Here is a 22,798-nt window from a genome sequence, read left to right on the forward strand (position 1 = left end):
CTGTTTATCTAAACTAGATAACGTTTGCAGCAAAGTGTTTCTCCAATTTATTTAATCTGCCAGCGATGCTTACATCCACTTGGCGGTCACCTACTTTGATCACAAATCCACCGATTAAAGCAGCATCTACTTTCGTATCAAGCACCACCTCATTGGCTCTGATTTCTTGTGCAATCTGTGCTTTCAACTGTGCTAGGTTCTCTTCCGACAAAGGTACCGCTGAAGTTACTGTAGCTTGTACAATTCCTTTTTCAACGCGGTATTCACGAATGAATTCGATGGCGACATCATTCAAAATATCTGAACGACCTTTCGTAACCAACATGTGAAAGAAACTCAAGACAGATGCTTGCACTTTTCCATCAAACAGCGCCGATAAAATACTACGTTTTTTATCTTGTTTGATAATAGGATTCTTAAGTACAGCAGCCAACTCAGCGTTTTGCTTCACCACTGCAATAAATTGCTCCATATCGCCCTTCACGGCGTCCAAATTTCCCTGCTCTTTCGAGAGGTCAATAAGTGACTTAGCGTAACGGGAAGCAACTGTAAATACTGACATAGAAATACTTTAATAATGGTGAACTAGCTTAACTTAACGTCTTTTAGCAAATCTGCTACTAGCGATTCTTGCTTCGATTGATCGGCAAATTCTTTCGTCAATACCTTACGGGCAATGTCCAAAGATAGAGAAGAAACCTCAGATTTAACTTCTGCTAATGCACGAAGTTTTTGTTCGTCGATCTCACGTTTAGCATCTTCGATCAAGCGAGCACCTTCCGTTTGTGCGTGTTGTTTAGCTTCAGCTACGATCTTATCTTTCAATTCTTTTGCTTCTTTCAAGATTAAGTCACGCTCTTCACGTGCTTCTTTCAGCAATTGCTCGTTTTCGTTGGTTAGGCGCGCCATCTCCAACTTTGCTTTTTCGGCAGAAGCCAATGCATCGGCAATACCATTCTCACGCTCCTCTAAAGCATTTACGATAGGTTTCCAAGCAAACTTTCCTAAAATAAAGATAACGATAAGTAGGATGATAAGCTGCCAGAAGAACAAGCCGTACGAAAACTGATTAATAAGTGCTTCCATTATATTGTGTAGTCTTAAACTGATATATTTTTCTTTTTTGTTACATTTAAGTAAACATAGTCTGCAACCAACCGTTGCAAACTATGTTTGTACTTTTAGTTGATCTGAGCTTATTTACCCAAGATCAAAGCACCGAATGCCAAACCTTCAACTAAGGCACCGATGATAATCATAGCAGTCTGGATTTTAGATGCTGCTTCTGGTTGACGAGCGATCGCTTCCATAGCTGAACCACCGATTTTACCCAAACCTAAGCCTGCACCAATTACGATAAGACCTGCTCCAATTAAGTTGTACATAATAATTAATTTATAAAATTTAACAAAAAAATGCGATTAATGATGAGCGTGTTCTTCCACGGCCATACCTATAAATAATGATGATAACATCGTGAAGATAAAGGCTTGCAAGAAAGCAACCAGTAACTCCAAGAAAAATAAAAGCAATGTTAACAACATCGAAACACCAATACTACCCGGGATCGTCAATTGTTGCTGGAACAAATACACGATAGCGATCAATCCCATCACCACGGAGTGACCTGCTGTAATATTGGCAAATAAACGTAGCATCAATGAGAATGGTTTGGTAAACATACCCAACACCTCGATTGGCGCTAAGACAAATTTGAATGGAACGGGCACACCTGGCATCCAGAAAATGTGCTTCCAGTAATCTTTATTTGCTTTGAAAGTCGTAATGAAGAAAGTAAACAACGCTAAACATAAGGTTACGGTGATATTACCCGTCACGTTAAATCCTAGTGGTGTCAATCCTAATAAGTTCAATAAGAAAATTAAGAAGAATACCGATAACAGGTATGGCATAAATTCTTTGTAACGATGACCAATGTTAGGGATCGCCATCTCATCACGTACATATAATACTAATGGCTCCAATACACGACCAGCACCTTTTGGTAAGTTGTTAGCTCCTTTTTTGTACGTCTTAGCTAAGCTGATGAATCCGATAAACAACAATAAAGCAGCAAGCATCAAACCTACTACGTTTTTAGTAATCGAAAAATCTAAAGGCTTGGCGTTCGTTGGGTGATGGTGTTCGTCCATATCCAATGTACCCGCAGCATCTGTTTTGTAGATCTTACCGTGGAACAACTTATAATGTGAACCATCTTTCTCTACGGTATGATCGCCATGATGAAATTCAGACGACGAAAACACCTTCAATCCATTATCAATCAATATCACAGGAAGAGGAAATCCGTAATGTACACCAGCTTCACTATCTACAAACAAAGAAAAGTAATGATCATCCTGCAAGTGATGCTGGATATGATGGGAAATTTCTTCTGCTTGGCTGTGTGAATCTCCCTCATGCGCATCTGCTGCACGTAGTGAAAATGGACTTACAGCAAGTAAACATACTGTGAAAAGGATAAGAGCTTTCTTAAAATTTAGCATTTTAGATTTCGATTGAAAAACAAAAATTTTGCGCAAAAATACAACTTTCTTTGGCATATGTCTCCATTTCCTAGAACTTTTATTAAAATTTAGTTCCAAGATTTGGCTATGCCTGATTTATAGCACGATAGGCCATATATACATCCATAAAAAGAAACAGGAAATAGGTCACGAGGAAGTGCGTTGCCAAAAATTTGTCATCCGCCATTTCCAAACCTCCCCGTATAAAAAGATAACCCGCAATCGCCTTTAGGAAAATTAATCCCAAAAAGATAAAACCCAAGTTTTTGGGCATCGCATATTGTGCCAGTAAGATCATCATCGCAACAAACACGCTGAGCAAAGTCTGAAACGCATACAAGCCTAGCAATGAGTGACCTGTACCAGCCCATCCATCTGGTAATTTCAGCAAGTATTCGAAACTGTAATGTATCACAAATACAACCACCGCAAAACGCAGCACTAGCAACAAAGATTTAAGATATTTATTCATCGCGATTAACGTAATTTACTAAGCGGATAAAATGATATAATGATACGATGACACCCAACATCGTGAAGGCTTTCATCCACCATTCACCGCTTCCGCCATACTTGCCATCCAACCATTGTCCTACCCAATAAAACAGGTAAATGGTCACGCCCATCTGAAAGGGCATGCTGGCAAATACCAACCATTTATTGGCTTTCCGTTTATCGTTTGATGACATGGTTAATTTGATCAAGTCGACAAATATACACTATTGCACTCTCCTACCCTAATCCCAATAGTTTTTGTCCGATACGGATGTCTGGATAATCAAAATTACTTCCCAGAATGACTTTAATTTCGGAGGAAGATTTACCTTCGTTTTCACGCAACACGGTAAGTACGCGATCTAACTTATCTTTCTCGATCAGATCTTCGGCATCGATCTCCTCACCAACAAAGTGAATCAAGTGACCGTAAATCGTACCAGCAACCATGCCGCGCTTGGTGGCAATCTGCTCGATCGAAGCGCCATCTTGATACATCATCAAGGTGATGGCTTTGGTATCGGTCGGCATTTCTTCGCTATCTGCATTGGCCACACCTTCATCCTTCACCTTTTCTGCTTGCAGCAGTTCTTGCGCGAGAACCGTGATATCGCCCGTTAGTGCTTCCGCAATGGTCAAGCTATGCTTGATCTGCTCATACTTGCGCTTGTAATCCAGCAAGATTGCTTTCAGTTCGGTGATGTATTTTTTCGTCCGCTTCTTGATCTGCCATTCGGCAATATGCGTTTCCATCGGCGCAATCAATTCCGATTCCATTTTAGGCGCAAACCAACCCACGGCTGACTTGGTACGGGCATGGATATCATCGTAATTGACATTGGCGGCATCGCGAAACATATTATACAGTTGCGTCACAAATTTATTAGCCACGCCTTCCTGTGCTTTGGCCTGCTGTACCAAAGTTCCAAAAAATGCTTGTGCCGCTTCTTTACCATCGATATTGCGGTCTGCTAATGCGGTGGCTTGTGTTTCTGTGGCTTCCACCAAATTGGCCCAGCGAAAGCTCTGTAATAGGATTTGGCCTAAATACTGTCGCTGATATTGCTGCAATACATCTTGCAACTTATCGCTATCTAATGCGCGATTCATATATCCGACCACCTGCGCGTCGGTACGTATGGCATGCGATACGATTTGGCTGCGCAATACGAGCCCTTCCAAACCGCGCAAACGGGAAAGCGCTACATAAACTTGTCCAGCAGCGAAAGACGTTCCTGCATCGATGATCGCACGATCGAAAGTCAAACCTTGGCTTTTGTGAATCGTAATGGCCCAAGCGAGACGCAACGGGAATTGCGAGAACGTACCCATGACCGTTTCTTCGATCTTATCATCGCCTTTATTGTAGCTGTATTTGATATTTTCCCAAGTTTCGCGTTTCACGGTAACGTCATCAGAGCCATCAGCAAAACTCACAATCACCTGCTGCTGATCCAACTTCAATGCTTTAACGGTACCAATCTTACCATTGAAAAATTTGCGATCTTCGCCCACATCATTTTTGATAAACATCACCTGCGCACCCTCTTTCAAGGTAAGCGTTTCCTCCGTCGGGAAAGAGCCCTGCTGAAAATCATCCTTCACCACGGCTTTTACATTAAAAAGCTTACCAGACAATTGCTGTAAAGCTTCTTGATTGATCTGATCGGCGAGTCGGTTGTGCGAGGTAAGTGTGATGTACTGCTCTTCTTTAGGCGGCACGAAGTCGGCCTTATAAAAGCTGTTCAAATGCGTTAAATCCGTTGCCGTCGTTTGGTTGTTCCGGATATTGTTTAGGATGGTAATGAAATGATCGTCTTTTTGTCGATAAATCTTCTGCAACTCGAGAATCACTGGCGGATGCTCACGCAGCACTTTGGCATCGAAAAAGAAAGGACTAGAATAATGATCGCGCAAGACATGCCATTCGTGATCGCGCACGACAGGTGGCAACTGGTACAAATCTCCAATAAATAGCACTTGCAAACCACCAAATGGCCGCATATCACGGCGTACCGATTTAAGAATCACGTCAATCGCATCCAGTGTATCAGCACGCACCATCGAAACCTCATCAATCACCAGCAATTCCAATTCTTGCAGAATAGCACGACGCTGTTTCGTCAGCTTAATGGTACTGAAGAGTCGGCTTTTATTATAAATATGGCTATCTGCCTGATCCCACTGTAATGGATAATCTTCTATAAACGTACCGAAAGGCAACCAAAATAATGCGTGCAAGGTGGTACCACCAGCGTGCATTGCTGCCACGCCTGTTGGTGCTGTAATCGCCATTTTCTTGTAGCAATTTTGCTGTATGTATTTCAAGAAAGTAGTCTTTCCGGTACCCGCTTTTCCCGTCAGGAATAGGGGTTGATTGGTTTGATTGACGAAGGCTACTGCTTGTAAAAATGATGGGTTTTCGGTATCTAAACTTTCCATTGCCATATTTGCAAAGCTACAAATATTTCATTCCGACAGGGAGTTTTCACAATATTTTGGCCGTTTTACAGAGAAATCCTATATTCACCTGATAAACAAATAATAGATGGCAACTTACATTGATAAAAGCGAGCTTTTTAAGCAAATTGAAGAAAAATTAACAAGCGAAGGTTTCGGAATTGATAAAATCGATCAGACTCGCCCATGGGGTGGATTCTTCGTAATCAATGAAGATCAAGCACAAGAATTCGCGAATACATACTTTGACGGACTAGATGTACAAGACTTGAAAATATCGGGTAAGTTGAGTCCAAAGATTTTAGTCGTAAGCCCAAACAAAAGACTTTCGTGGCAATATCACCATAGACGTGCCGAAATCTGGCGCGTAGTGCAGGGTGAAGTGGGTGTAGTAACTAGCCCTACTGATGAGGAGCACGAATTGAAAATGTTGAAGCCACAAGACACGATTCGCCTGAGCCAAGGTGAACGCCACCGTTTGGTAGGATTAGATGGTTACGGCGTATTGGCCGAGATCTGGCAACATACCGATATCGACAATCCATCTGATGAAGAGGATATCGTACGCGTACAAGATGACTTTGGTCGTTAGTCTCTTTCGATAAGCCGCAAAGAAAATCCCGATCTCACTTGATGAGATCGGGATTTTTTTATAGAAATAAAAACTAATCATTACCCTTATCGCGACCTTTACTTTTATCTTGTAAGGTCCCATAATTCAGTTCATTTTCTTCGAGCGAATCGTGCCTATTGTCATACACTTTCTTCGCTCGCTTCAATTTATAGAAATCGTATAATGCGATAAACATGAGCATAAAACACACGACAAAGAAGGTCGCGTTGCCTAAAAAATTGTAGGATACCCCACTAATAATACCTCCAGCAACGTAGCAGGACATGATGACTAGCAGCAAATGAAACTTCTTGACCAACTGCTCATCACTGCGATTGTTTCTTTTGGTGAACATCGACACCAGAATAGCCAAATCAGTGGTCAGACCGGTCAAGTGTGTTGTCTTGATGACAGAATTAGAAATACTAGCCGTCAAACCATTTTGAAGTCCCATCGCAAAGAGTAAAATCCCGACAAGAAACTCGGTTTCTAATAAAGTATCGGTGTAGAAAAACTGAAGATAGATACCAACTGCCAGTATCCCCAGAAACTCTAACATGATGGGAATAGCGTGCGCTAAATAAGAACTGATGCGATCTTTTCCTTGAATGATGACAAAATTGGAAAGGAAGCTTCCGGAGAAAAATAATAATATCCAAAACAGGACTACCGCAGCTTGGTATACGTTTCCTCGAGATACTTCTTGTGCAAACACGGCGTAATGTCCGGTAATGTTAGAAGTATAAGAGAAGAAAACAATGACAGACACCACATTCGTCATCCCGGCAGAGAGTGCCGTTAGTGCGCCTAACTTTAAATTATCTCCTTGGGTTCTATGGTTACTGTATTTTCTTAACATTTTACTGAACTAAATCGTCTCGTTTTAATAGTATTTTGATAACACCCTTGATCTGTATATCCAAATTAAGGTGCAATTCCATCTCATTATTGCTTAATGTCTGAATCTGAAAGCTTTCGATAGGTGTGCCATCTCTACTTATCTCTAAAATATGGCCACGCCCTTTGATCGACCAGGTCATGTTGGCGACCGAATGATCATCAACCTCCAGCGTACCATCTTCTCTAAAGATCCACCGATTTACGTGTAGAATTTCGAGCTTATCCAAGATCTCAATACGGACATTCTCTTCGAGCACCTCTGCAAAGTTCTTTTCTTCCAGTCGATAGTCTGGTTTCTCGAAATACCAACCTTTCTCTTTCCACTCGCCAACAATCATTTTCTCTGGACTTGCTACATAAATCACGATAAGCAGGGAGACCAGTAATAGCCCTCCGACTAATAAGTAATTGAGCTTATATAGGGAATCCCGATTCAATCGTAACATGTATTCTTCTCTTAAAAAATAGCTAGCGCTGATAGCGCATTAGCGCACATTGTAATAAAAGACCTTTCGTCCTATTCCTCCCAGTCGATCCATCCCTTCTACTACTACCTTGTAGCGGCCATTGCCATCCCCATTATAGTAATCCAAGGTCATCTCTTCTGTTCCCTCAATTAGCACATCTGGATTCCAATAAATCGTAGATCGATAATCTGCTGTATTTTTACTGGCAGGTGTATCGTATTTCGGCGAATAGAAAGAACGTGTCTTCACATATCCTAATGGATACAAATCGATAACATTCGTTTTTGGCAACATGGCTTCAATCTCTGCTAACGACATACGTGGGCGTTTCGGCGTATCGTCTTTTTTTGTAATGATAGATACGACACCATCATTCTGGTAAGTACGACTAACTGTACCGAGATCATCGCGCAAGAAAATCTCGATAGCCTCAATATCTGCGGGCTGAATAGAATTTAATGACGGCTCGTCTATCGGCATACCGTTCAAGAAGAACTGCACAGGAACGCGGCTACCTTGATTGTAATTGCGTGATACGAAGTACTTCTGCATATTGGTATCATGCGTAATTCCTGTTAACAAAGTACTCAAACACATCGTCAAGACGTTACAGCCGGTAATACGATCTGCTTCGATTCTGTGCTCTGGCATATTCAACCCGCTTAAAGAACCAAAATCACGACTACTTTGTTTTTTTACGACTGTTCTATTTACTTGAACTTCGTCAATGAGTATCGAAGTCCGGAATTCATTTTTACTATTTGCTAAGTATGATTGCAACTTTTCGTCGATATTCTGCATAAAATCGCCTTTATAAGGCGAGTTGGCATCGATTTCTGGAAAAAAAGTTTGATCCATATTAATGACCAAAGCACGGTAGTTGTCGTTTCCTCTAGCATTCACCGTGACGCGAGCCGAATCTGGAAAAACTAGATTGTCGAAAGAAAATCGTCCTTGTTGATCGGTGTACGTATCTTTTCGCATGCCCAATGAAGGAATGGAAAGCAACAAGCCGCCATTCGGCTGGGTACGTCCCGTATTCATGCGCAGTGTTCCTGATAGAGAAATCCCCTGCTCTGGCATAAAGGATACTTGTGGATAATTTCCTTTAATCAGTTCTTTGTACTCAAATCTTCGGAAACCTTGAGTCATGAGTAAAGCTTCCAACGCTTCTGCCCGATTCGCATTCTCCGTATTGAAATAATAATTTGGCTTTTCTACATACCCTTGCAAATCAGACACCAGCAATAAATTGCTTAGTATACTTAGATCTTGATCATCATTGTAAGGCACTTTTGCTTCGTCGGTGACGGTAACAGAGAAGGAACCCATTACGCTATCCGTACCATTTTTAACGCCAATTCGTAGTTTAACAGGATCTTTACTGTTATACGTGGTTTTGTCGGTGGTCACGTCGATATCTAGCAATTCTTCGGTCGTGGATTGGCAGAATACTAAACGTTCGCTCAATGGCGTACCATCTGCCGCGAACAACGTGTATTGTACAATTCCATTAGGCATATTTTCTCTTGGAACTTTGACCAATACCGAAGAATTTTTTAGAGCTACTTGCGCCGCGTAGACCAGATGTCCATTGGACTGCCCTAACACATAGTACGCATTATTTTCAACTTTTTTGAAGTGATTATCACTCGTCACTATCCCCAGCTGCATGTGCGTTTCATCTGGTTTTAAACTCACGAGATTTACTGCTTCATCTACTGGAGCTGGGAGATCGTAGGTACGCTCCTGTCCATTCTCAAAAGTGATGACCGCTTTATAGCTTTCGCCAGACATGGGGATAAAAGAAAAATATCCCATTCCCATGCCCAAATCTGAAAATTCCAGGATTTCATTTTTCTTGCTATCAATGAGCTTCCCTTTTACTGCAGCACTTTTACCATCGTTGCTCACCGCTTTGAAAGCGACATTCTTGGCCAAGCCTGTGATAAGATCACCACCTTCCGGAAAGAATTGCACATCGGCATCCCACAGTGCTGATGCTAAAGAGTACTGCCCGACTAATTTTTCTTCATTATTGTCGATTTGTACCAAGAGACGTCCCGTCTTCATCAGCTCCTTGTTCTTGGCAGAAAGACTAATGGATACTCGCCCCATATCATCGGTTTCAGCTCTGCCTTTGTCAAATTGATCCCAACCATCGTTGGCTTCCCAAGTCAGTTTTTTACGTGATAGAATCGCGCCCGACTTATCTCTAAATTGCAGTGAAGCTTTGGTTTTGTTACCATCCGGAGTAAAAGACACTATTGCGCCTAGCTTTTTATTGATAGCGTCACCTACAGTGACGATCTTATTATAGAAATAGTCTTGCTTGAAATTGACCATCCATTTGGTGTACGCACGGAATCTATAATTATCTTGAATCCAAAATTCAGGATCCAGCACCAATTGGCCTTTTCCTACACCTTGCTCCGATTGGATTCGTAGCGTTTGCATCAAAGAATCTCGGCTATTGAGCACTTCTACATATACGACTTTGCTGGGTTCATATGTACCTAAATTATAATTGAGATACGATTTAAACCACAAGGTATCGCCAACAGCGTAATAAGGTTTATCAAAATGCAGGTGTACTTTTTCTACTGGATAAACCCCAAAGTACCCCTGCACTTTTTCTACAACATCATTAATGGGTATGGTTGGTTTTTGCTGTGCTTGCAAAAGTATTGAAACCGAAAAAAGACAGATCGTTGAATATAAACGCGTATAAAATTTCATGTATTATGCTTTCAGAATACATAAATATATCGTTTTTCCGGAAAACTCAACCTTACGTTATCATTTTTTAACAAAAGACGCTATTAGTATATCAGAGAACTCCTATACAACGAATCGGTCTCGCTTGCACGAAGAAATCAGCGCTGTTTGTCAATTCACTGATTTCTACACCTGTGCTGGTAAATGAAAAACGCCATACATTATTACCCGACGCAGAACTTGTCCACGTAGTACCAACTAGACCTCTATTGTCTACAGTCGGATTAGAAATAACACTTGAATTAAAAATTCCCTGTGTCGGAAATACCAGATACACATTAGCATTCCGCAAGCTAGTTAATACTTTTCCAGAATTATAATTCGTTTGACTCAATGTAAAGTTTCCTCGATTTGAAGGAGTAGTGCTACTAACTAAGTTTTGATACTCGGTTCTAGTTGGCACTCTATAACCAATAGGACATGGATCTGTCAAAGCTCTTACCGGACTAGTCTCTGTACCAGAGTTCCATGCCGATCTGGAAACAGTATTACTTGAATTCCAAGCCGCATTTCTCACGATATCTCCCCCTGTAGCAACAAATGCAACTCTGCCAAATTGGAAAAAATTACCATGAAGTAGTGCTGTGATAGGATTTTGATCAGGTGAATTCAAAATCGGACTAGCTCCTAAATTATGAAGAGCCCAAATTTGCCCATTGATGCGTGCGGCAGGAAAACCTTGATAAGTGACGTACTCATCTTGTGGCACTATATTCAAAGTTAATGTATATCTGAAACCTGGGGTTATTCTTAAATTACTAAATGGTGTTAGATTAGTTCGTTGTAAAGATCCAATATTAATAGAAGAAATTGTGTAAACTCCTGTTGCGGCAACATCTGCATTAATTATCGTAGGTGTACTAGTAATAGATTGTGCATTTAGCGTAGGGAAACTAACTGCAGATGGGTCTGAAGTACCATTACGAACGAATGTGCCGGTAGACATATCAATTAATGAATTGGTATTGTGTGGCTGAAAACTAGAGTTGACAGCTGTAATATTGTAACCGGTCTGAGCTGAATTTATTATGGTGGTAATTTGACTAAAACGGTGTTTTAAAACAATATCTACATTATTTACCACACCCCCATTCAACGTTAGAGTTTGACTGAAATACATGAAATCTAGATTCCCCGCAACACTAACTTGTGTATTTGCAAGAGTTCTACTAGATGGAACAGCAGGAATGACATCAGGCAAATTAGCCGTAGCACTATTAATTGAATAAACAAGAAAACGATAGGTCGTACCGCCATCCAAAAGCAAATCACTTGCACTAGATTCTTGACCACGGACATAATCTCGCTCTGTCACATAAATACCTCCCGCATCAACATTGTATACCAATAATCTGTATTTAATACCATTCGCCAATTCTGACATCACAACATTTGATTTCGTTTCTCCATGTTCCGATAGAAAAGTCGGTGTAAATTCAGCAACTATCATCAATTTATCATCCAGCACAATTGTCTTTCTCTGAATAAGAGAGTCAGATACTTGACCCTTTAATAAAGGCGTTGCTGATCGAGCAGACAAACTTTCCCCATCAAATGAGCTACTAGAAAGTGATACTGCAACCTTCGCATTAGCGTTATTTTTTACACCGTAATCATATTGATCGCACGACAATACCATCATTAATATCAAAACGGACATCAGTAAGATATCCAATCTCGCATAACGAAAAATAAACTTCATAATAAACAAAATTTAAAACCACAAAAAATGCAGATAGTTAAATGATTTAAAAAATAAAAAAGCAACTAAGAATTAAAAAAGACAAAGCACTAAATCAATGTTTAATACACAAAATTCACTTATAAATGAATTATCAATTCAAATATAAAATATTCGTTATCTTACATATAAATGAAAAAACGACAATGTAAACTAAAAACTACAGAATGAAATTCAAGGAATCAGCACCAGACAACCAGTACAATATATTAACCACAGAAATAAAAAAGAGACAACAAAAAATTACGCGACAATAAAAAACACTTCAATAAAACGGGAAATTTTGAAAAATTAACACACAAGAAAATATTGATATTGAGCTATCAACACCTTACTTAACGCTATTTTTTCTTAGTGTATGTGCAAAAAATGGAATTACTTATAGCAATGGAGCTAAAAGGCGACAAAGAGAGTCTAAGCCACGTTTCCACCTAGATCGAGCCGACCAGATTCTGGGGGTTAATAGTCGGCAATCGGTTACATCTTTAGCAAAACTGGCACTCATCTGTAAACCCAAACTAGCATCTGCCACTACCGCAGCAATCTCATAGTTGATGTAAAAGCTTCGCGTATCCAAATTTACTGTACCAACGAATAACATTGTATCATCTATGTTTACCGTTTTGGCGTGTATAAATCCCTTTTCATACAAATGCACTTTTACACCTCGTTGCAAAAGGGGTTTTAGAAAAGAGAAAGAGGCATGTTGTACAATCCACGAATCACCTTTGGAAGGCACCATCAGCTCTACAGACACACCAGCCGCCGCTGCAACCATCAACGCGGTTTCTAATTCAGGACTTGGGATATAATATGGTGTACATAATTGGATTTTATGTTTGGCGGCAGCAATCGCAATCAGCAAAGCTTCCATATTGTAGGGTGCGGCCGACCCTGGATCGCTAGCCGCAAAAGATACGGTAGCGTTGCCCGCCACAGCAACATCACGCTTCAAATAATGCTCATCCAGCGGAAAAGAATCTGCATCCGTCTCGTTCCACAAAGTCCAGAAATGTAATTGCAACAACCCAACAGATGTTCCTCTTATATGCAATGAAGTATCTCGCCAATATACGCCATCTTGATTCGGATTACTGTAATTATCTGCAATATTAATCCCTCCAACATAAGCACTCACACCATCTATAATGCAAATTTTACGATGGTTTCGATAATTACTATTGGCTAACGAAGTAAAGGTAACCGGTAAGAATGCTTGAAACTGAATTGTAGAAGGATGCTTCTTGTGATAACGTACGATACTAGAGGAGCCGAAATCATCAACCAACAGTCGGACAGCTACACCTTCTTTTGCCTTCGCTTCTAAAATGGACATAACCTTACTACCGATCTCATCGTGTTCAAAGATGTAGTACTCCATATGGATAAAGTGCTTTGCCTGCTGCAATGATTGAAGCATGTGGGCAAATTTCTCTTCCCCATTTTGCAGAAGCGTCACCTGATTTTTTAGCGAAGGAAAACACACTTGCTCGTGTCGTAGATAATAGTACACGCGACTGAGGTCACCAATATCCCGTCGAATCTGTTTTAGGGAATCTTGTATTTTGGGTTCAAGTTGATTTAATTCGGCAGTGATGCGTGCAGATTGTACTTCGCTAATGCGCCTAAACCGACGCTCCTTCTTAAATTTTTGACCAAATAAATAGTATAGGATGATACCAACAATTGGCAGAAAAATAATAACCAAAACCCAAGCGATAGTTTTTGTCGGATTTCGATTTTCAATTAAAATCGTAGAAATAACACCCAAATACAGAATGGATAAAGGAACCCAGTACCATTCCTGAATAATTGGCCACGCCACATCTATGATTTCTTTCATACTTTGTTGACTGTTGAACTTAGCTCATCACCATACAAGTTATGAAAATACTTCCGAGAATAAATGAATATAAGTTTTTTAACAAGCTACCGCGCTAAACGCAGTGAGCCGCTCCTATCGGATACAAAACTGGGCTGAGATAGGGAATATCTAAATTAGCACCACGTAGCACAAACCACATTCCCATCAAAAGATATAGCATCGGTAACACCCACGCAAAGCGCAACTTCATATAGCGTTTGGACCATTGCGCAAAAAAAGAGAATAAGAACAACATTGGCCAGGTACCTAAACCAAATGCGAGCATAAATAAGAAACTTGACCATAGCCCATCGGCATTGACCGCAGATGTTAAAGAGATATATACCATACCACATGGTAACATGCCATGAAACATGCCGGCAACAAAAGAACCGCCAGGTCGATTTATCCAGCGCCCCATAGCGCGAGCGAAAGGTTGTAGTGCCCAAGATTGAAATCGTTGCACAGCATGGGACTTCCATCCTAATACTTGAAAAATGCCGATGAACAGCAACAATATACCACTGACAATGCTGATCGTCTGCTGCCAACCGCCTATTTTGCTAACTTGACCTATTGCCCCCAATAAAAGACCGAGAATACCATAGGTCAATATGCGACCCGATTGATACCGCAATTGAAACAACAGACTCGAGTAGAAATTACGCTGCCGCTGCTGCATACCAAAGATCAGCGGCCCACACATAACCGCACAATGCAGGCTACCAAATAATCCCATAAAAAAGGCAAAATAGGCATAGTGCATGGCACGAGAAATCTAAGGAATAAACAAATGATGGATGGATTGGTACGCTGTGCCAGCGCCATTCCAAGTGAGTTTTATTTCCCAATGCCCACGCTCTGGAGATGCCAATGGCAGCGCGACCGAATCACTCTCCGTCTGAAAAACTTGCTCTTTATCTAGCTTCGCATCAGATCGTCGCTTCCAGTGCGCATTTCCAGTATTGCGCGTGGTCGAAAAATGAATATACAAGCTATCGCCTCGTAAGCGGAGTGTGGGCATAGCCTGATCGCGTTGCACATTTTCTTTCAGCTCATAGACTTCGCCATAGTGCATTCCCTGATCGTAATAATTATCTTCTTCTAGTGTGTCGGTATCTTGCCGTACCATATAAAAGACAGACCCCACTATAAAAGCCATAAAAGCTCCCATACCCACTACAATACTTCCTCCCCAATTCATATAACTTTGTTTTAAATCCCATACTGTCACTTGGCAACCGGCGCGATAAACGTAGTCTTCAAGGACTTTATCTTTTTGTTATTCGACATGATCGCTACATTCACGTCCGACTTGTATTGCTGAATGCTATGCTTAGGTCGGATAATAAAGAAACTGAGCATGGCCGTGCCGTCTCGTTTCAAAGAATCGATATTGTTTACGCGCTGCACCAACACCGTGGTATCTTCACTCGCTACCTCAAATGGGATATCCTTACCCGATTTATTCGTCAGTTCCAACGTATACAGATTGCTCACCGTGCCATCCGCTCGCAATTGATACGAACTGCCCGTGGCACGCAATAATCGGGCATCGATAATGGAGCGGTTGGCAAGGAGAAATGCAAAACCTAAAGATAAGACTACTAATATGCTAGTATACGCCCATGTTCTGCCGCTTATACCTTTTGTTTTTTCTGTTTCGCCTTCTAAGGTAGCTGCACTATAGAAACCGACTAATCCAGTTGGCTTCTGCAACTTGAGCATGACTGCGTCACAGGCATCCACACAAGCGGTACAATTCACACATTCTAGCTGTATGCCATCTCTAATATCAATGCCCGTTGGGCATACGTGCACGCAGAGCTTGCAATCCACACAATCGCCCTTTGTACTGTTGCTTTCTTCCTTTCGCTGCTGTTTACCACGCGGCTCGCCGCGACGATGATCGTACGCGACCGTGACGGTTGATTCGTCTAGTAGTACACTTTGCAAGCGCCCATAAGGACAGATCGTGGTACATACAATCTCGCGCAAGTGCGCGAATACCCCATAAAAGACTAGTGTAAAAACCAGCAGTGATAGAAAACCAATGAGGTGCTGATCCACCGGTTCACGTATAATTTGCCACAACATATCTACCCCAATAATATAGGATAGAAATAGATTGGCAATGATAAAAGATAAGAGTAGAAAAATGCTGTGTTTGGCCAACTTCTTCCAAGCGCGGGCATCCGTATCGGGTCCTGCATTCAATTTGCGTTGTTGCTGCCAGTCGCCCTCAATCCAATACTCAATCCGCCGAAATACCAACTCCATAAAGATAGTTTGCGGACAAGCCCAGCCACACCAGACCCGTCCGGCCATAGCCGTAACCAAGACAATGGCTACGAGCATAATCATCATCCCGAAAACGAAAATGAAAAGATCTTGCGGATAGAATAAAACGCCAAAGATGGAAAATCTGCGTCCCACCACATTGAGCATCAACATCGGGTGCTCGCCGATCTTGATAAAAGGAAGTACGAAGAAGATCAATAGCAACGTATATCCTACCCATTGTCGGCGCTGATACCAAATGCCTTTCGGCTTTTTGGCATAGATCCATTTGCGCTTATTTTCCACCGCTATTGCTGCCATCTCCCTACCTCTTTAAACTATTAATCCTTATTCGTATACCACTTCCGTACCTTCTGGCGCTTTCGGATTAGCGGGCTTGCTATCACGCAAAGAGATAATATAATTGCTGACCTCTGCAATCTGCCCAGGTGTAAGCGTTTGTTCCCACGGCACCATCCCTTTGGCTGGCACACCGTATTTCACCGTTTTGAAGATATCACGAATCTCTCCGCCGTGTAGCCAATGTCGGTCGGTAAGATTAGGCCCAATCGTTCCTTCGCCTTGCGCGCCATGACAGGCAGCACAATTCGCGGTAAAGATAGCCTGACCAGCTGCGGCCAACGTACCGGTAGAGTCTACCGTGATCGAAGACTCATCGACCAGATCAGCGGCCTGACTGAGATACAATTGCCGCGCCTCTTCGGCTCGCTCCACTTCGACCACATATTCCTGATCCTGATTGAGCCCCCAAGCAAATACATGATAAGAAAGCAGATAACCTAGGCCAAAAATAATGGTGGAGTAAAACAAAGCATTGAACCAGAGCGGAATCGGATTATCCAACTCCACGATCCCATCGTAATCATGATCCTTGATCACCAGCGTATGTTCTTCCTCGAGTTTATGCAAACCTAGCAGGCCGTCCCAGCGCGCTTTCGAACGTAGCGTCCGAGCGGCACGGATGTTGGCTTTTTCAGCCAAATCTTTCTGGTAGCTTTCCGGAAAACTAATGCGATAAATCGCTTGCAAAGCGCGATGGATTCGATAAACAGCTAGCAACAAAACCAACATCGCGACAACTAAAGTGATTAAGAATATGGTACGATGTATATCGCCATCTGATAATAGAAATGATTTGATACCGGCTAATACGTCTCCTGTACTTAAAAATACTCTCATAATATAGGTGTTAAACGGTCTCTTTCTCTATTTCTTGATCCGGTTCGTCTAATGGTATTTGCTCCATGTAGGCGGTAAAATCTTTGCGCATCGTCAATAGCATGACAATCACCACGGTAAAGAAGATCAGAAAGATCCACAGCGATAAGATGAGGTATATCTCGTCGCCATGTAGGTTGGATATTTGCTTAAACATGAGCTTATGGGTTTGATTGTTACTATTTATCTGTTGTTGGACTGGTATTGACTTTGATATCTGTACCTAGGCGTTGCAGGTAGGCGATCATGGCGATGATTTCCCGATCCGAATCTACTTCGACTTGGTTAGCACGCAGGGCTTGGGCAATTTCTTCGGCTTGTTTTTTCGCCTCCGGCAATGCCTGTTGGATCTGCTGATCGGTATAAGGCACGCCCAATGTTTTCATCACTGCCAGCTTTTTGGATAAATCGGAATAGTTGATTTCTTGCTCGATCAACCATGGATAAGCTGGCATAATACTTCCCGGTGAAGTGATGGTCGGGTCCAACAAGTGATCGAAATGCCATTTGTGCGGATACTTGCCTCCGATACGTTGCAAATCAGGTCCCGTCCGTTTGGATCCCCACAAGAATGGGTGATCGTACACAAATTCCCCCGCTTTACTGTATTCTCCGTATCGCGCAGTCTCCGAGCGGAACGGTCGAATGGTCTGCGAATGACAATTCACACAGCCTTCACGGATATACAAATCGCGACCTTGAATCTCCAGTGCCGTGTACGGTTTCACAGACGGAATGCTTGGCACATTGCTACTCATGGTGAATGTCGGAATCATTTCCACCATACCACCTATAAGAATTGCAATAAGCGCCAATACCATGAACAGCATCGGTTTGCGTTCGATACGGCGATGACGGTATTTTTCGCCGTGAATAGCGTTGTCTAAGGCTGGCGCTTCGGCTTTTTCATTTTTCAGCAACTGACCTTTACGCATCGTTTTAACCAAGTTGTACGTCATCAGAATTGCTCCAGTAAGGTACAGTGCTCCACCAAATGCGCGCATCATGTGCATCGGAAGGATTTCCAACGTCGTAGCCAAGAAGTTTGGATGGCGTAGTACGCCTTCTGGCGTAAAGTCTTTCCACATCAAACCTTGCACCACAGCTGCCCAATACATCGGGATCGCATAGAACAAGATTCCAAGTGTACCTATCCAGAAGTGGGCATTAGCCATTTTTTTAGAATACAGATCCGTACGGTAGATGCGCGGCACGATCCAATACAAAATAGCGAAGGTCATAAAACCATTCCAACCCAACGCGCCAACGTGTACGTGTGCTACGATCCAGTCGGTAAAGTGCGCAATGGCATTGACTTGCTTCAAAGACAATAATGGTCCTTCAAAAGTCGCCATACCATATGCTGTTAGCGCCACTACCATAAACTTCAAGGTTGGTTCGCTACGTACTTTGTCCCAAGCACCGCGCAGTGTCAATAATCCATTGATCATTCCGCCCCAAGATGGCGCGATGAGCATGACGGAGAATACGACACCTAAAGATTGTACCCAACCCGGAAGAGCGGTATACAAAAGATGATGCGGACCTGCCCAGATATAGATAAAGATCAATGACCAGAAGTGTAGAATACTCAGTCTGTAGGAATAGATCGGTCGATTGGCCATCTTCGGCAAGAAATAATACATCATGCCGAGATAAGGCGTGGTGAGGAAGAATGCGACCGCATTGTGGCCGTACCACCATTGCACCAAGGCATCTTGCACACCCGCGTAGATATAATAACTTTTCCAAAAGCTGACCGGCACTTGCATAGAATTCACGATATGCAGCACGGCAATGGTGACAAACGTGGCAATGTAAAACCAAACGGCCACGTACATATGTCTTTCGCGACGTTTGATGATAGTGCCAAACATATTGATCCCAAAAACCACCCAAATAATAGTAATGGCTAAATCTATTGGCCATTCCATCTCGGCATATTCATGTGAGCTGGTCAGTCCTAGTGGCAAGGTAATAGCGGAGGCTACGATGATCAGTTGCCAACCCCAAAAGTGAATTTTGCTGAGCGCATCATTGAACATGCGCGCTTTCAGCACGCGCTGCATCGAATAGTAAACGCCCATAAAGATTCCATTGCCTACAAAGGCGAAGATCACTGCATTGGTATGCACGGGGCGCACACGTCCGAATGTGGTGTATTGCGTCAAGAAGTTCATCTCCGGCCAGATGAGCTGTAATGCCACGAGTAGGCCGACTGACATACCGACGAGTCCCCAAACGATGGTGGCCAAACCAAAATCGCGCACGATTTTGTTGTCATATTCAAATTGCTGTAACTGCATTATTCTCTGCTTTTGTTTGTCATCCAAAAGTAGAAAAGCCCCATCACAGCGCTAATGACCAACTATACCGAAAAAGGTGATCTTCATCATAATTTTGCAGCACAAAAAAAATGGCTGATAAACAGTGTGTTTATCAGCCATTCTATAAGCTAAATCCGATCGGGAATTACATCATCGCGACATCTTCCTGCACATCCGTATTTGCCTTGGCCAATCTTCGATAACCAAAACGATCTGGATGTTCAATAACAGATTTCACAGAGATAATCTTGTACACATACGAACCCGTCTCTTTATTGAGATTTAGGTCGTAATAGCTTTCCGTACCCTGGCGACGAATGGATCGCTTTAAGCTACCTCCACCTACATTATAAGCGGCAGCAACTAAAGTCCAATCACCAAATTCGCGATGCAAAGCTTTGAGGTATTTTGCGGCTGCGTGCGTAGATTTGGTCAAATCCATGCGATCATCCACATCCCCATTTACACGCAGTCCATATAACCGAGCCGTAGCTGGAATAAACTGCCAATAACCACCAGCACCTTTATGCGATGATGTACGCGGATCCAGATCACTTTCCACCACAGGAATGTATTTAAAATCTTCTGGTATGCCATACGACGCTAGGATCTTCGCGATACGCGGTAGATACTCATTCGCTTTGCGATGCATCTTATACGATTGGATCTTCTTGTAGGAAAATCTTTTGAGGTAAGTATTCAGCTTTGTTTTTACAGCTGGATCATCTAGGGGTACTTCCTCTTCGGCAAATGTAACATCACTCCAGTAGGGATCTCTTTCGGCCGAGTCTACTGTTGCCGTTGTTTTTTGTTGTTTGTCGAACTCCCATGCCACCGGATTGGTCCCTTTAGGCACGTTGTCGACATTGGAGCTTGAGTATAATTTTGTCAGCAAAACAGCGACCAGCACTATACTACAAGCTAATGCTTTATTTTTTATCATTAACTTCCTTAATGTTATCCGTCCCCAAATTCTTGTGTATGCAAGGGGAAAATGACAACTTGGTAAATTGAGCCGACAAATATAGGGACGATTTCTTTAATTACCAAATAGTTATCTGATACGCTCTACGGACGAATACAAACAACTCCCACAAAATCAATGCACTTATAGTAATAAATACAGAGAAAAGCGTACCTTTGCAGCCTAATTTAATTTCTATATGCCATTCAACAACAAAAGGAACAGTCGTGACGACAGCGCCAGAAGAGGTAGAAACAACGAAGACTCCCGCTCTCGTAGTAATGATCGTCCAAAATCAAATTTTTCATCATCAGACAAACGCTTTAACAAAGACAGTCGTGGAGATGAAAACAGATCAAGAGGCACAGGCGAAGGATTCGCAAAAAAATCATTTGGCGATCGCACAGAACGTAAACCATACAATAGTGACAACCGTAGATCTTCTGAAGACCGCAAATCATACAATAGCGACAACCGCAGATCTTCTGAAGATCGCAAACCATACAACAGCGACAACCGCAGATCTTCTGAAGATCGCAAACCATACAACAGCGACAACCGCAGATCTTCCGAAAATCGTGGTGGCAACAGAGATTTCGAAAAGAAAGCAGGCTTCAGCCGCAACAGCTCTTCTCGTCCAGATTTCAAACAGCGTGACGGATTCAATAGAAAACCGTTCAATGATCGTGATGAGCAAGGCAAAGGCGCCGAGAGAACTAACCTCCGTAGCAGAAAGACTTTTGGTTCCGGTGACGGAGATGAAAAAACTTATTTCCCAAATAGAAGATTTGCACAGGCACGGAAACCTGCCTCAGGGCAAGCCATTGATGATGGCACCATCCGCTTAAACCGTTACATCTCTAATTCAGGAATTTGTTCAAGAAGAAAAGCAGATGAATTAATCGAGCAGGGATTGATCTCGGTGAATGGTGAGATCGTGACCGAATTAGGTACAAAAGTAGATCCGGCGAAAGACGAAATCCGTTATAACAACGAACGTCTTAAGCGCGAAAAAATGGTGTATGTTTTATTAAACAAACCTAAAGACTACATCACCACGACCGACGATCCGCAAGAAAGACGTACCGTGATGCAATTAGTGAGCAAAGCGACCAAAGAACGCATCTATCCAGTAGGTCGATTGGATCGTAATACGACTGGATTGCTATTACTAACGAATGATGGCAATTTGGCAGAAAAACTTTCGCACCCAAGAAACAATATCAGCAAAATGTATCACGTGGAGCTAGACAAAAGTCTATCTCAAGGTGACATGAACAAAATCGAATTTGGTATCGAACTAGAAGACGGATTGATCAAACCAGATGAGGTAAGTTATGTAACCGGCGCGAGCAAGAAAGAAGTCGGCATACAGATCCACAGCGGCAAAAACCGGATTGTTAGACGTATATTCGAACATTTAGGCTACGAAGTGGTCAAATTGGATCGTGTTGTATATGCCAACTTGACGAAGAAAGATTTACCTCGCGGTAGATGGCGTTACTTGGAAGAACGTGAGTTGATCCAACTGAAACACTTGATGAAATAGAAATATACGGGGCGCTAGAAATAGCGCCTTTTTTATTGCCTGCTAAAATGTGTATTTTTGGCAAAATCAAAATAGCACATGACAGATCCTAAAAGCTTAACATCGGTATCCGAATTTCACAAAACATTTCAACACCCTATCTTAGACAGCCCGCAAATCCCTGCTCCTAGCAGATCGGCATTACGCGTTTCTCTGATAGCAGAAGAGTTAAAAGAGCTCGAAGAAGCGATACAAAATAATGATTTGGTAGAAGTAGCCGATGCGCTTTGTGATATTCAATACGTACTTTCGGGCGCTATCCTCGAATTCGGCTTACAGAATAAATTCAATGCATTATTCGAGGAAGTACAACGTTCTAATATGAGTAAAGCTTGTAAATCAGAAGAAGAAGCGATACAAACTCAGGAGCACTACCGCGCAAAAGGAGTAGAATCGTACTACAAGAAAGTGGATGATCTTTACCTAGTATTCCGTGAAGGCGATCACAAGACGTTGAAGTCGGTCAACTATTCGCCAGCAGATCTAAAGACAATCTTGGCAGAGAAATAAAAGAAACCATTTCTGATCAAAAATATAGTCAGGGATCAGCTTAG

At 42.2% G+C, this 22,798-nt stretch carries 22 protein-coding genes; 3 read left to right on the forward strand and 19 right to left on the reverse strand.

Going from position 1 to position 22,798, the window contains the following annotated elements:
• Window positions 1-13: 13 nt before the first annotated feature.
• The 7 genes from atpH to DC487_RS16975 all read right to left on the reverse strand — a co-directional run bounded on the left by atpH (window position 14) and on the right by DC487_RS16975 (window position 5,465).
• On the reverse strand, window positions 14-562 hold the full coding sequence (atpH, locus tag DC487_RS16945) for an ATP synthase F1 subunit delta (RefSeq protein ID WP_116777164.1): 549 nt from the start codon (window positions 560-562) through the stop codon (window positions 14-16).
• A 23-nt stretch (window positions 563-585) separates the two neighbouring features.
• A complete protein-coding gene (locus DC487_RS16950; protein ID WP_116777165.1) occupies window positions 586-1,086 on the reverse strand; it encodes a F0F1 ATP synthase subunit B in 501 nt (166 codons plus the stop codon).
• A 110-nt stretch (window positions 1,087-1,196) separates the two neighbouring features.
• Window positions 1,197-1,385: an ATP synthase F0 subunit C gene (gene atpE, locus DC487_RS16955; protein ID WP_028070619.1), complete on the reverse strand. Its 189-nt coding sequence runs from the start codon at window positions 1,383-1,385 to the stop codon at window positions 1,197-1,199.
• Between the two features lie 36 nt (window positions 1,386-1,421).
• Window positions 1,422-2,507: a F0F1 ATP synthase subunit A gene (gene atpB / locus DC487_RS16960; RefSeq protein WP_116777192.1), complete on the reverse strand. Its 1,086-nt coding sequence runs from the start codon at window positions 2,505-2,507 to the stop codon at window positions 1,422-1,424.
• 106 nt (window positions 2,508-2,613) lie between these two features.
• The gene (locus DC487_RS16965) at window positions 2,614-3,000 is read right to left on the reverse strand and encodes a hypothetical protein (protein ID WP_116777166.1); all 387 of its coding nucleotides are present in this window, start codon (window positions 2,998-3,000) and stop codon (window positions 2,614-2,616) included.
• On the reverse strand, window positions 2,993-3,217 hold the full coding sequence (locus DC487_RS16970; protein ID WP_116777167.1) for an AtpZ/AtpI family protein: 225 nt from the start codon (window positions 3,215-3,217) through the stop codon (window positions 2,993-2,995). The genes DC487_RS16965 and DC487_RS16970 overlap by 8 nt, the downstream gene beginning before the upstream one ends.
• 43 nt (window positions 3,218-3,260) lie before the next feature.
• Complete coding sequence (locus DC487_RS16975; protein ID WP_239016418.1) at window positions 3,261-5,465, reverse strand: helix-turn-helix domain-containing protein; 2,205 nt, start codon at window positions 5,463-5,465, stop codon at window positions 3,261-3,263.
• Window positions 5,466-5,571: 106 nt separating this feature from the next.
• Between DC487_RS16975 and DC487_RS16980 the strand changes: the two genes are divergently transcribed.
• Window positions 5,572-6,075 (forward strand): cupin domain-containing protein, encoded by a 504-nt coding sequence (locus DC487_RS16980; RefSeq protein WP_116777169.1) that lies wholly within the window; start codon window positions 5,572-5,574, stop codon window positions 6,073-6,075.
• Between the two features lie 73 nt (window positions 6,076-6,148).
• On the opposite strand, the gene DC487_RS16985 is transcribed toward DC487_RS16980, so the two are convergent.
• The 12 genes from DC487_RS16985 to DC487_RS17040 all read right to left on the reverse strand — a co-directional run bounded on the left by DC487_RS16985 (window position 6,149) and on the right by DC487_RS17040 (window position 20,635).
• Window positions 6,149-6,955 (reverse strand): YoaK family protein, encoded by an 807-nt coding sequence (locus DC487_RS16985; protein WP_116777170.1) that lies wholly within the window; start codon window positions 6,953-6,955, stop codon window positions 6,149-6,151.
• Window position 6,956: 1 nt separating this feature from the next.
• Window positions 6,957-7,442, reverse strand: coding sequence for a hypothetical protein (locus DC487_RS16990; RefSeq protein ID WP_133228682.1), 486 nt, complete (start codon window positions 7,440-7,442; stop codon window positions 6,957-6,959).
• Between the two features lie 39 nt (window positions 7,443-7,481).
• Window positions 7,482-10,202 carry a carboxypeptidase-like regulatory domain-containing protein gene (locus tag DC487_RS16995; protein ID WP_116777172.1) on the reverse strand — a complete coding sequence of 907 codons (2,721 nt, stop codon included), beginning with the start codon at window positions 10,200-10,202 and terminating at the stop codon, window positions 7,482-7,484.
• Window positions 10,203-10,293: 91 nt separating this feature from the next.
• A complete protein-coding gene (locus DC487_RS17000) occupies window positions 10,294-11,943 on the reverse strand; it encodes a hypothetical protein (RefSeq protein ID WP_116777173.1) in 1,650 nt (549 codons plus the stop codon).
• 418 nt (window positions 11,944-12,361) lie between these two features.
• Entirely contained in the window at window positions 12,362-13,825 is a 1,464-nt protein-coding gene (gene cls / locus DC487_RS17005; protein ID WP_116777174.1) for a cardiolipin synthase, read from the reverse strand.
• Between the two features lie 94 nt (window positions 13,826-13,919).
• Entirely contained in the window at window positions 13,920-14,612 is a 693-nt protein-coding gene (locus DC487_RS17010; RefSeq protein WP_116777175.1) for a sulfite exporter TauE/SafE family protein, read from the reverse strand.
• Between the two features lie 12 nt (window positions 14,613-14,624).
• The gene (locus DC487_RS17015; protein ID WP_133228685.1) at window positions 14,625-15,050 is read right to left on the reverse strand and encodes a FixH family protein; all 426 of its coding nucleotides are present in this window, start codon (window positions 15,048-15,050) and stop codon (window positions 14,625-14,627) included.
• 26 nt (window positions 15,051-15,076) lie between these two features.
• Window positions 15,077-16,447, reverse strand: a complete 1,371-nt coding sequence (gene ccoG / locus DC487_RS17020; protein ID WP_116777177.1) for a cytochrome c oxidase accessory protein CcoG — start codon at window positions 16,445-16,447, stop codon at window positions 15,077-15,079.
• Window positions 16,448-16,474: 27 nt separating this feature from the next.
• Window positions 16,475-17,326, reverse strand: coding sequence for a cbb3-type cytochrome c oxidase N-terminal domain-containing protein (locus DC487_RS17025; protein ID WP_116777178.1), 852 nt, complete (start codon window positions 17,324-17,326; stop codon window positions 16,475-16,477).
• Between the two features lie 10 nt (window positions 17,327-17,336).
• Window positions 17,337-17,522 (reverse strand): hypothetical protein, encoded by a 186-nt coding sequence (locus DC487_RS17030; protein WP_116777179.1) that lies wholly within the window; start codon window positions 17,520-17,522, stop codon window positions 17,337-17,339.
• A gap of 22 nt (window positions 17,523-17,544) precedes the next feature.
• Window positions 17,545-19,671, reverse strand: coding sequence for a cytochrome-c oxidase, cbb3-type subunit I (gene ccoN / locus DC487_RS17035; protein WP_116777180.1), 2,127 nt, complete (start codon window positions 19,669-19,671; stop codon window positions 17,545-17,547).
• A 166-nt stretch (window positions 19,672-19,837) separates the two neighbouring features.
• A complete protein-coding gene (locus DC487_RS17040; protein ID WP_116777181.1) occupies window positions 19,838-20,635 on the reverse strand; it encodes a lytic transglycosylase domain-containing protein in 798 nt (265 codons plus the stop codon).
• A gap of 220 nt (window positions 20,636-20,855) precedes the next feature.
• On the opposite strand from DC487_RS17040, the gene DC487_RS17045 reads away from it, so the two are divergent.
• Window positions 20,856-22,205, forward strand: coding sequence for a pseudouridine synthase (locus DC487_RS17045; RefSeq protein WP_116777182.1), 1,350 nt, complete (start codon window positions 20,856-20,858; stop codon window positions 22,203-22,205).
• A gap of 78 nt (window positions 22,206-22,283) precedes the next feature.
• Window positions 22,284-22,754 (forward strand): pyrophosphohydrolase domain-containing protein, encoded by a 471-nt coding sequence (locus tag DC487_RS17050; RefSeq protein WP_116777183.1) that lies wholly within the window; start codon window positions 22,284-22,286, stop codon window positions 22,752-22,754.
• Window positions 22,755-22,798: the final 44 nt, after the last annotated feature.

The organism is Sphingobacterium corticibacter, assembly GCF_003076635.1.
GTDB lineage: Bacteria > Bacteroidota > Bacteroidia > Sphingobacteriales > Sphingobacteriaceae > Sphingobacterium > Sphingobacterium corticibacter.

Bases quoted from the DNA above. Each gene is read 5' to 3' on its own strand.
- atpH (WP_116777164.1), bottom strand. From the start codon at position 562: ATGTCAGTATTTACAGTTGCTTCCCGTTACGCTAAGTCACTTATTGAC.
- DC487_RS16950 (WP_116777165.1), bottom strand. From the start codon at position 1,086: ATGGAAGCACTTATTAATCAGTTTTCGTACGGCTTGTTCTTCTGGCAG.
- atpE (WP_028070619.1), bottom strand. From the start codon at position 1,385: ATGTACAACTTAATTGGAGCAGGTCTTATCGTAATTGGTGCAGGCTTA.
- atpB (WP_116777192.1), bottom strand. From the start codon at position 2,507: ATGCTAAATTTTAAGAAAGCTCTTATCCTTTTCACAGTATGTTTACTT.
- DC487_RS16965 (WP_116777166.1), bottom strand. From the start codon at position 3,000: ATGAATAAATATCTTAAATCTTTGTTGCTAGTGCTGCGTTTTGCGGTG.
- DC487_RS16970 (WP_116777167.1), bottom strand. From the start codon at position 3,217: ATGTCATCAAACGATAAACGGAAAGCCAATAAATGGTTGGTATTTGCC.
- DC487_RS16975 (WP_239016418.1), bottom strand. From the start codon at position 5,465: ATGGAAAGTTTAGATACCGAAAACCCATCATTTTTACAAGCAGTAGCC.
- DC487_RS16980 (WP_116777169.1), top strand. From the start codon at position 5,572: ATGGCAACTTACATTGATAAAAGCGAGCTTTTTAAGCAAATTGAAGAA.
- DC487_RS16985 (WP_116777170.1), bottom strand. From the start codon at position 6,955: ATGTTAAGAAAATACAGTAACCATAGAACCCAAGGAGATAATTTAAAG.
- DC487_RS16990 (WP_133228682.1), bottom strand. From the start codon at position 7,442: ATGTTACGATTGAATCGGGATTCCCTATATAAGCTCAATTACTTATTA.
- DC487_RS16995 (WP_116777172.1), bottom strand. From the start codon at position 10,202: ATGAAATTTTATACGCGTTTATATTCAACGATCTGTCTTTTTTCGGTT.
- DC487_RS17000 (WP_116777173.1), bottom strand. From the start codon at position 11,943: ATGAAGTTTATTTTTCGTTATGCGAGATTGGATATCTTACTGATGTCC.
- cls (WP_116777174.1), bottom strand. From the start codon at position 13,825: ATGAAAGAAATCATAGATGTGGCGTGGCCAATTATTCAGGAATGGTAC.
- DC487_RS17010 (WP_116777175.1), bottom strand. From the start codon at position 14,612: ATGCACTATGCCTATTTTGCCTTTTTTATGGGATTATTTGGTAGCCTG.
- DC487_RS17015 (WP_133228685.1), bottom strand. From the start codon at position 15,050: ATGAATTGGGGAGGAAGTATTGTAGTGGGTATGGGAGCTTTTATGGCT.
- ccoG (WP_116777177.1), bottom strand. From the start codon at position 16,447: ATGGCAGCAATAGCGGTGGAAAATAAGCGCAAATGGATCTATGCCAAA.
- DC487_RS17025 (WP_116777178.1), bottom strand. From the start codon at position 17,326: ATGAGAGTATTTTTAAGTACAGGAGACGTATTAGCCGGTATCAAATCA.
- DC487_RS17030 (WP_116777179.1), bottom strand. From the start codon at position 17,522: ATGTTTAAGCAAATATCCAACCTACATGGCGACGAGATATACCTCATC.
- ccoN (WP_116777180.1), bottom strand. From the start codon at position 19,671: ATGCAGTTACAGCAATTTGAATATGACAACAAAATCGTGCGCGATTTT.
- DC487_RS17040 (WP_116777181.1), bottom strand. From the start codon at position 20,635: ATGATAAAAAATAAAGCATTAGCTTGTAGTATAGTGCTGGTCGCTGTT.
- DC487_RS17045 (WP_116777182.1), top strand. From the start codon at position 20,856: ATGCCATTCAACAACAAAAGGAACAGTCGTGACGACAGCGCCAGAAGA.
- DC487_RS17050 (WP_116777183.1), top strand. From the start codon at position 22,284: ATGACAGATCCTAAAAGCTTAACATCGGTATCCGAATTTCACAAAACA.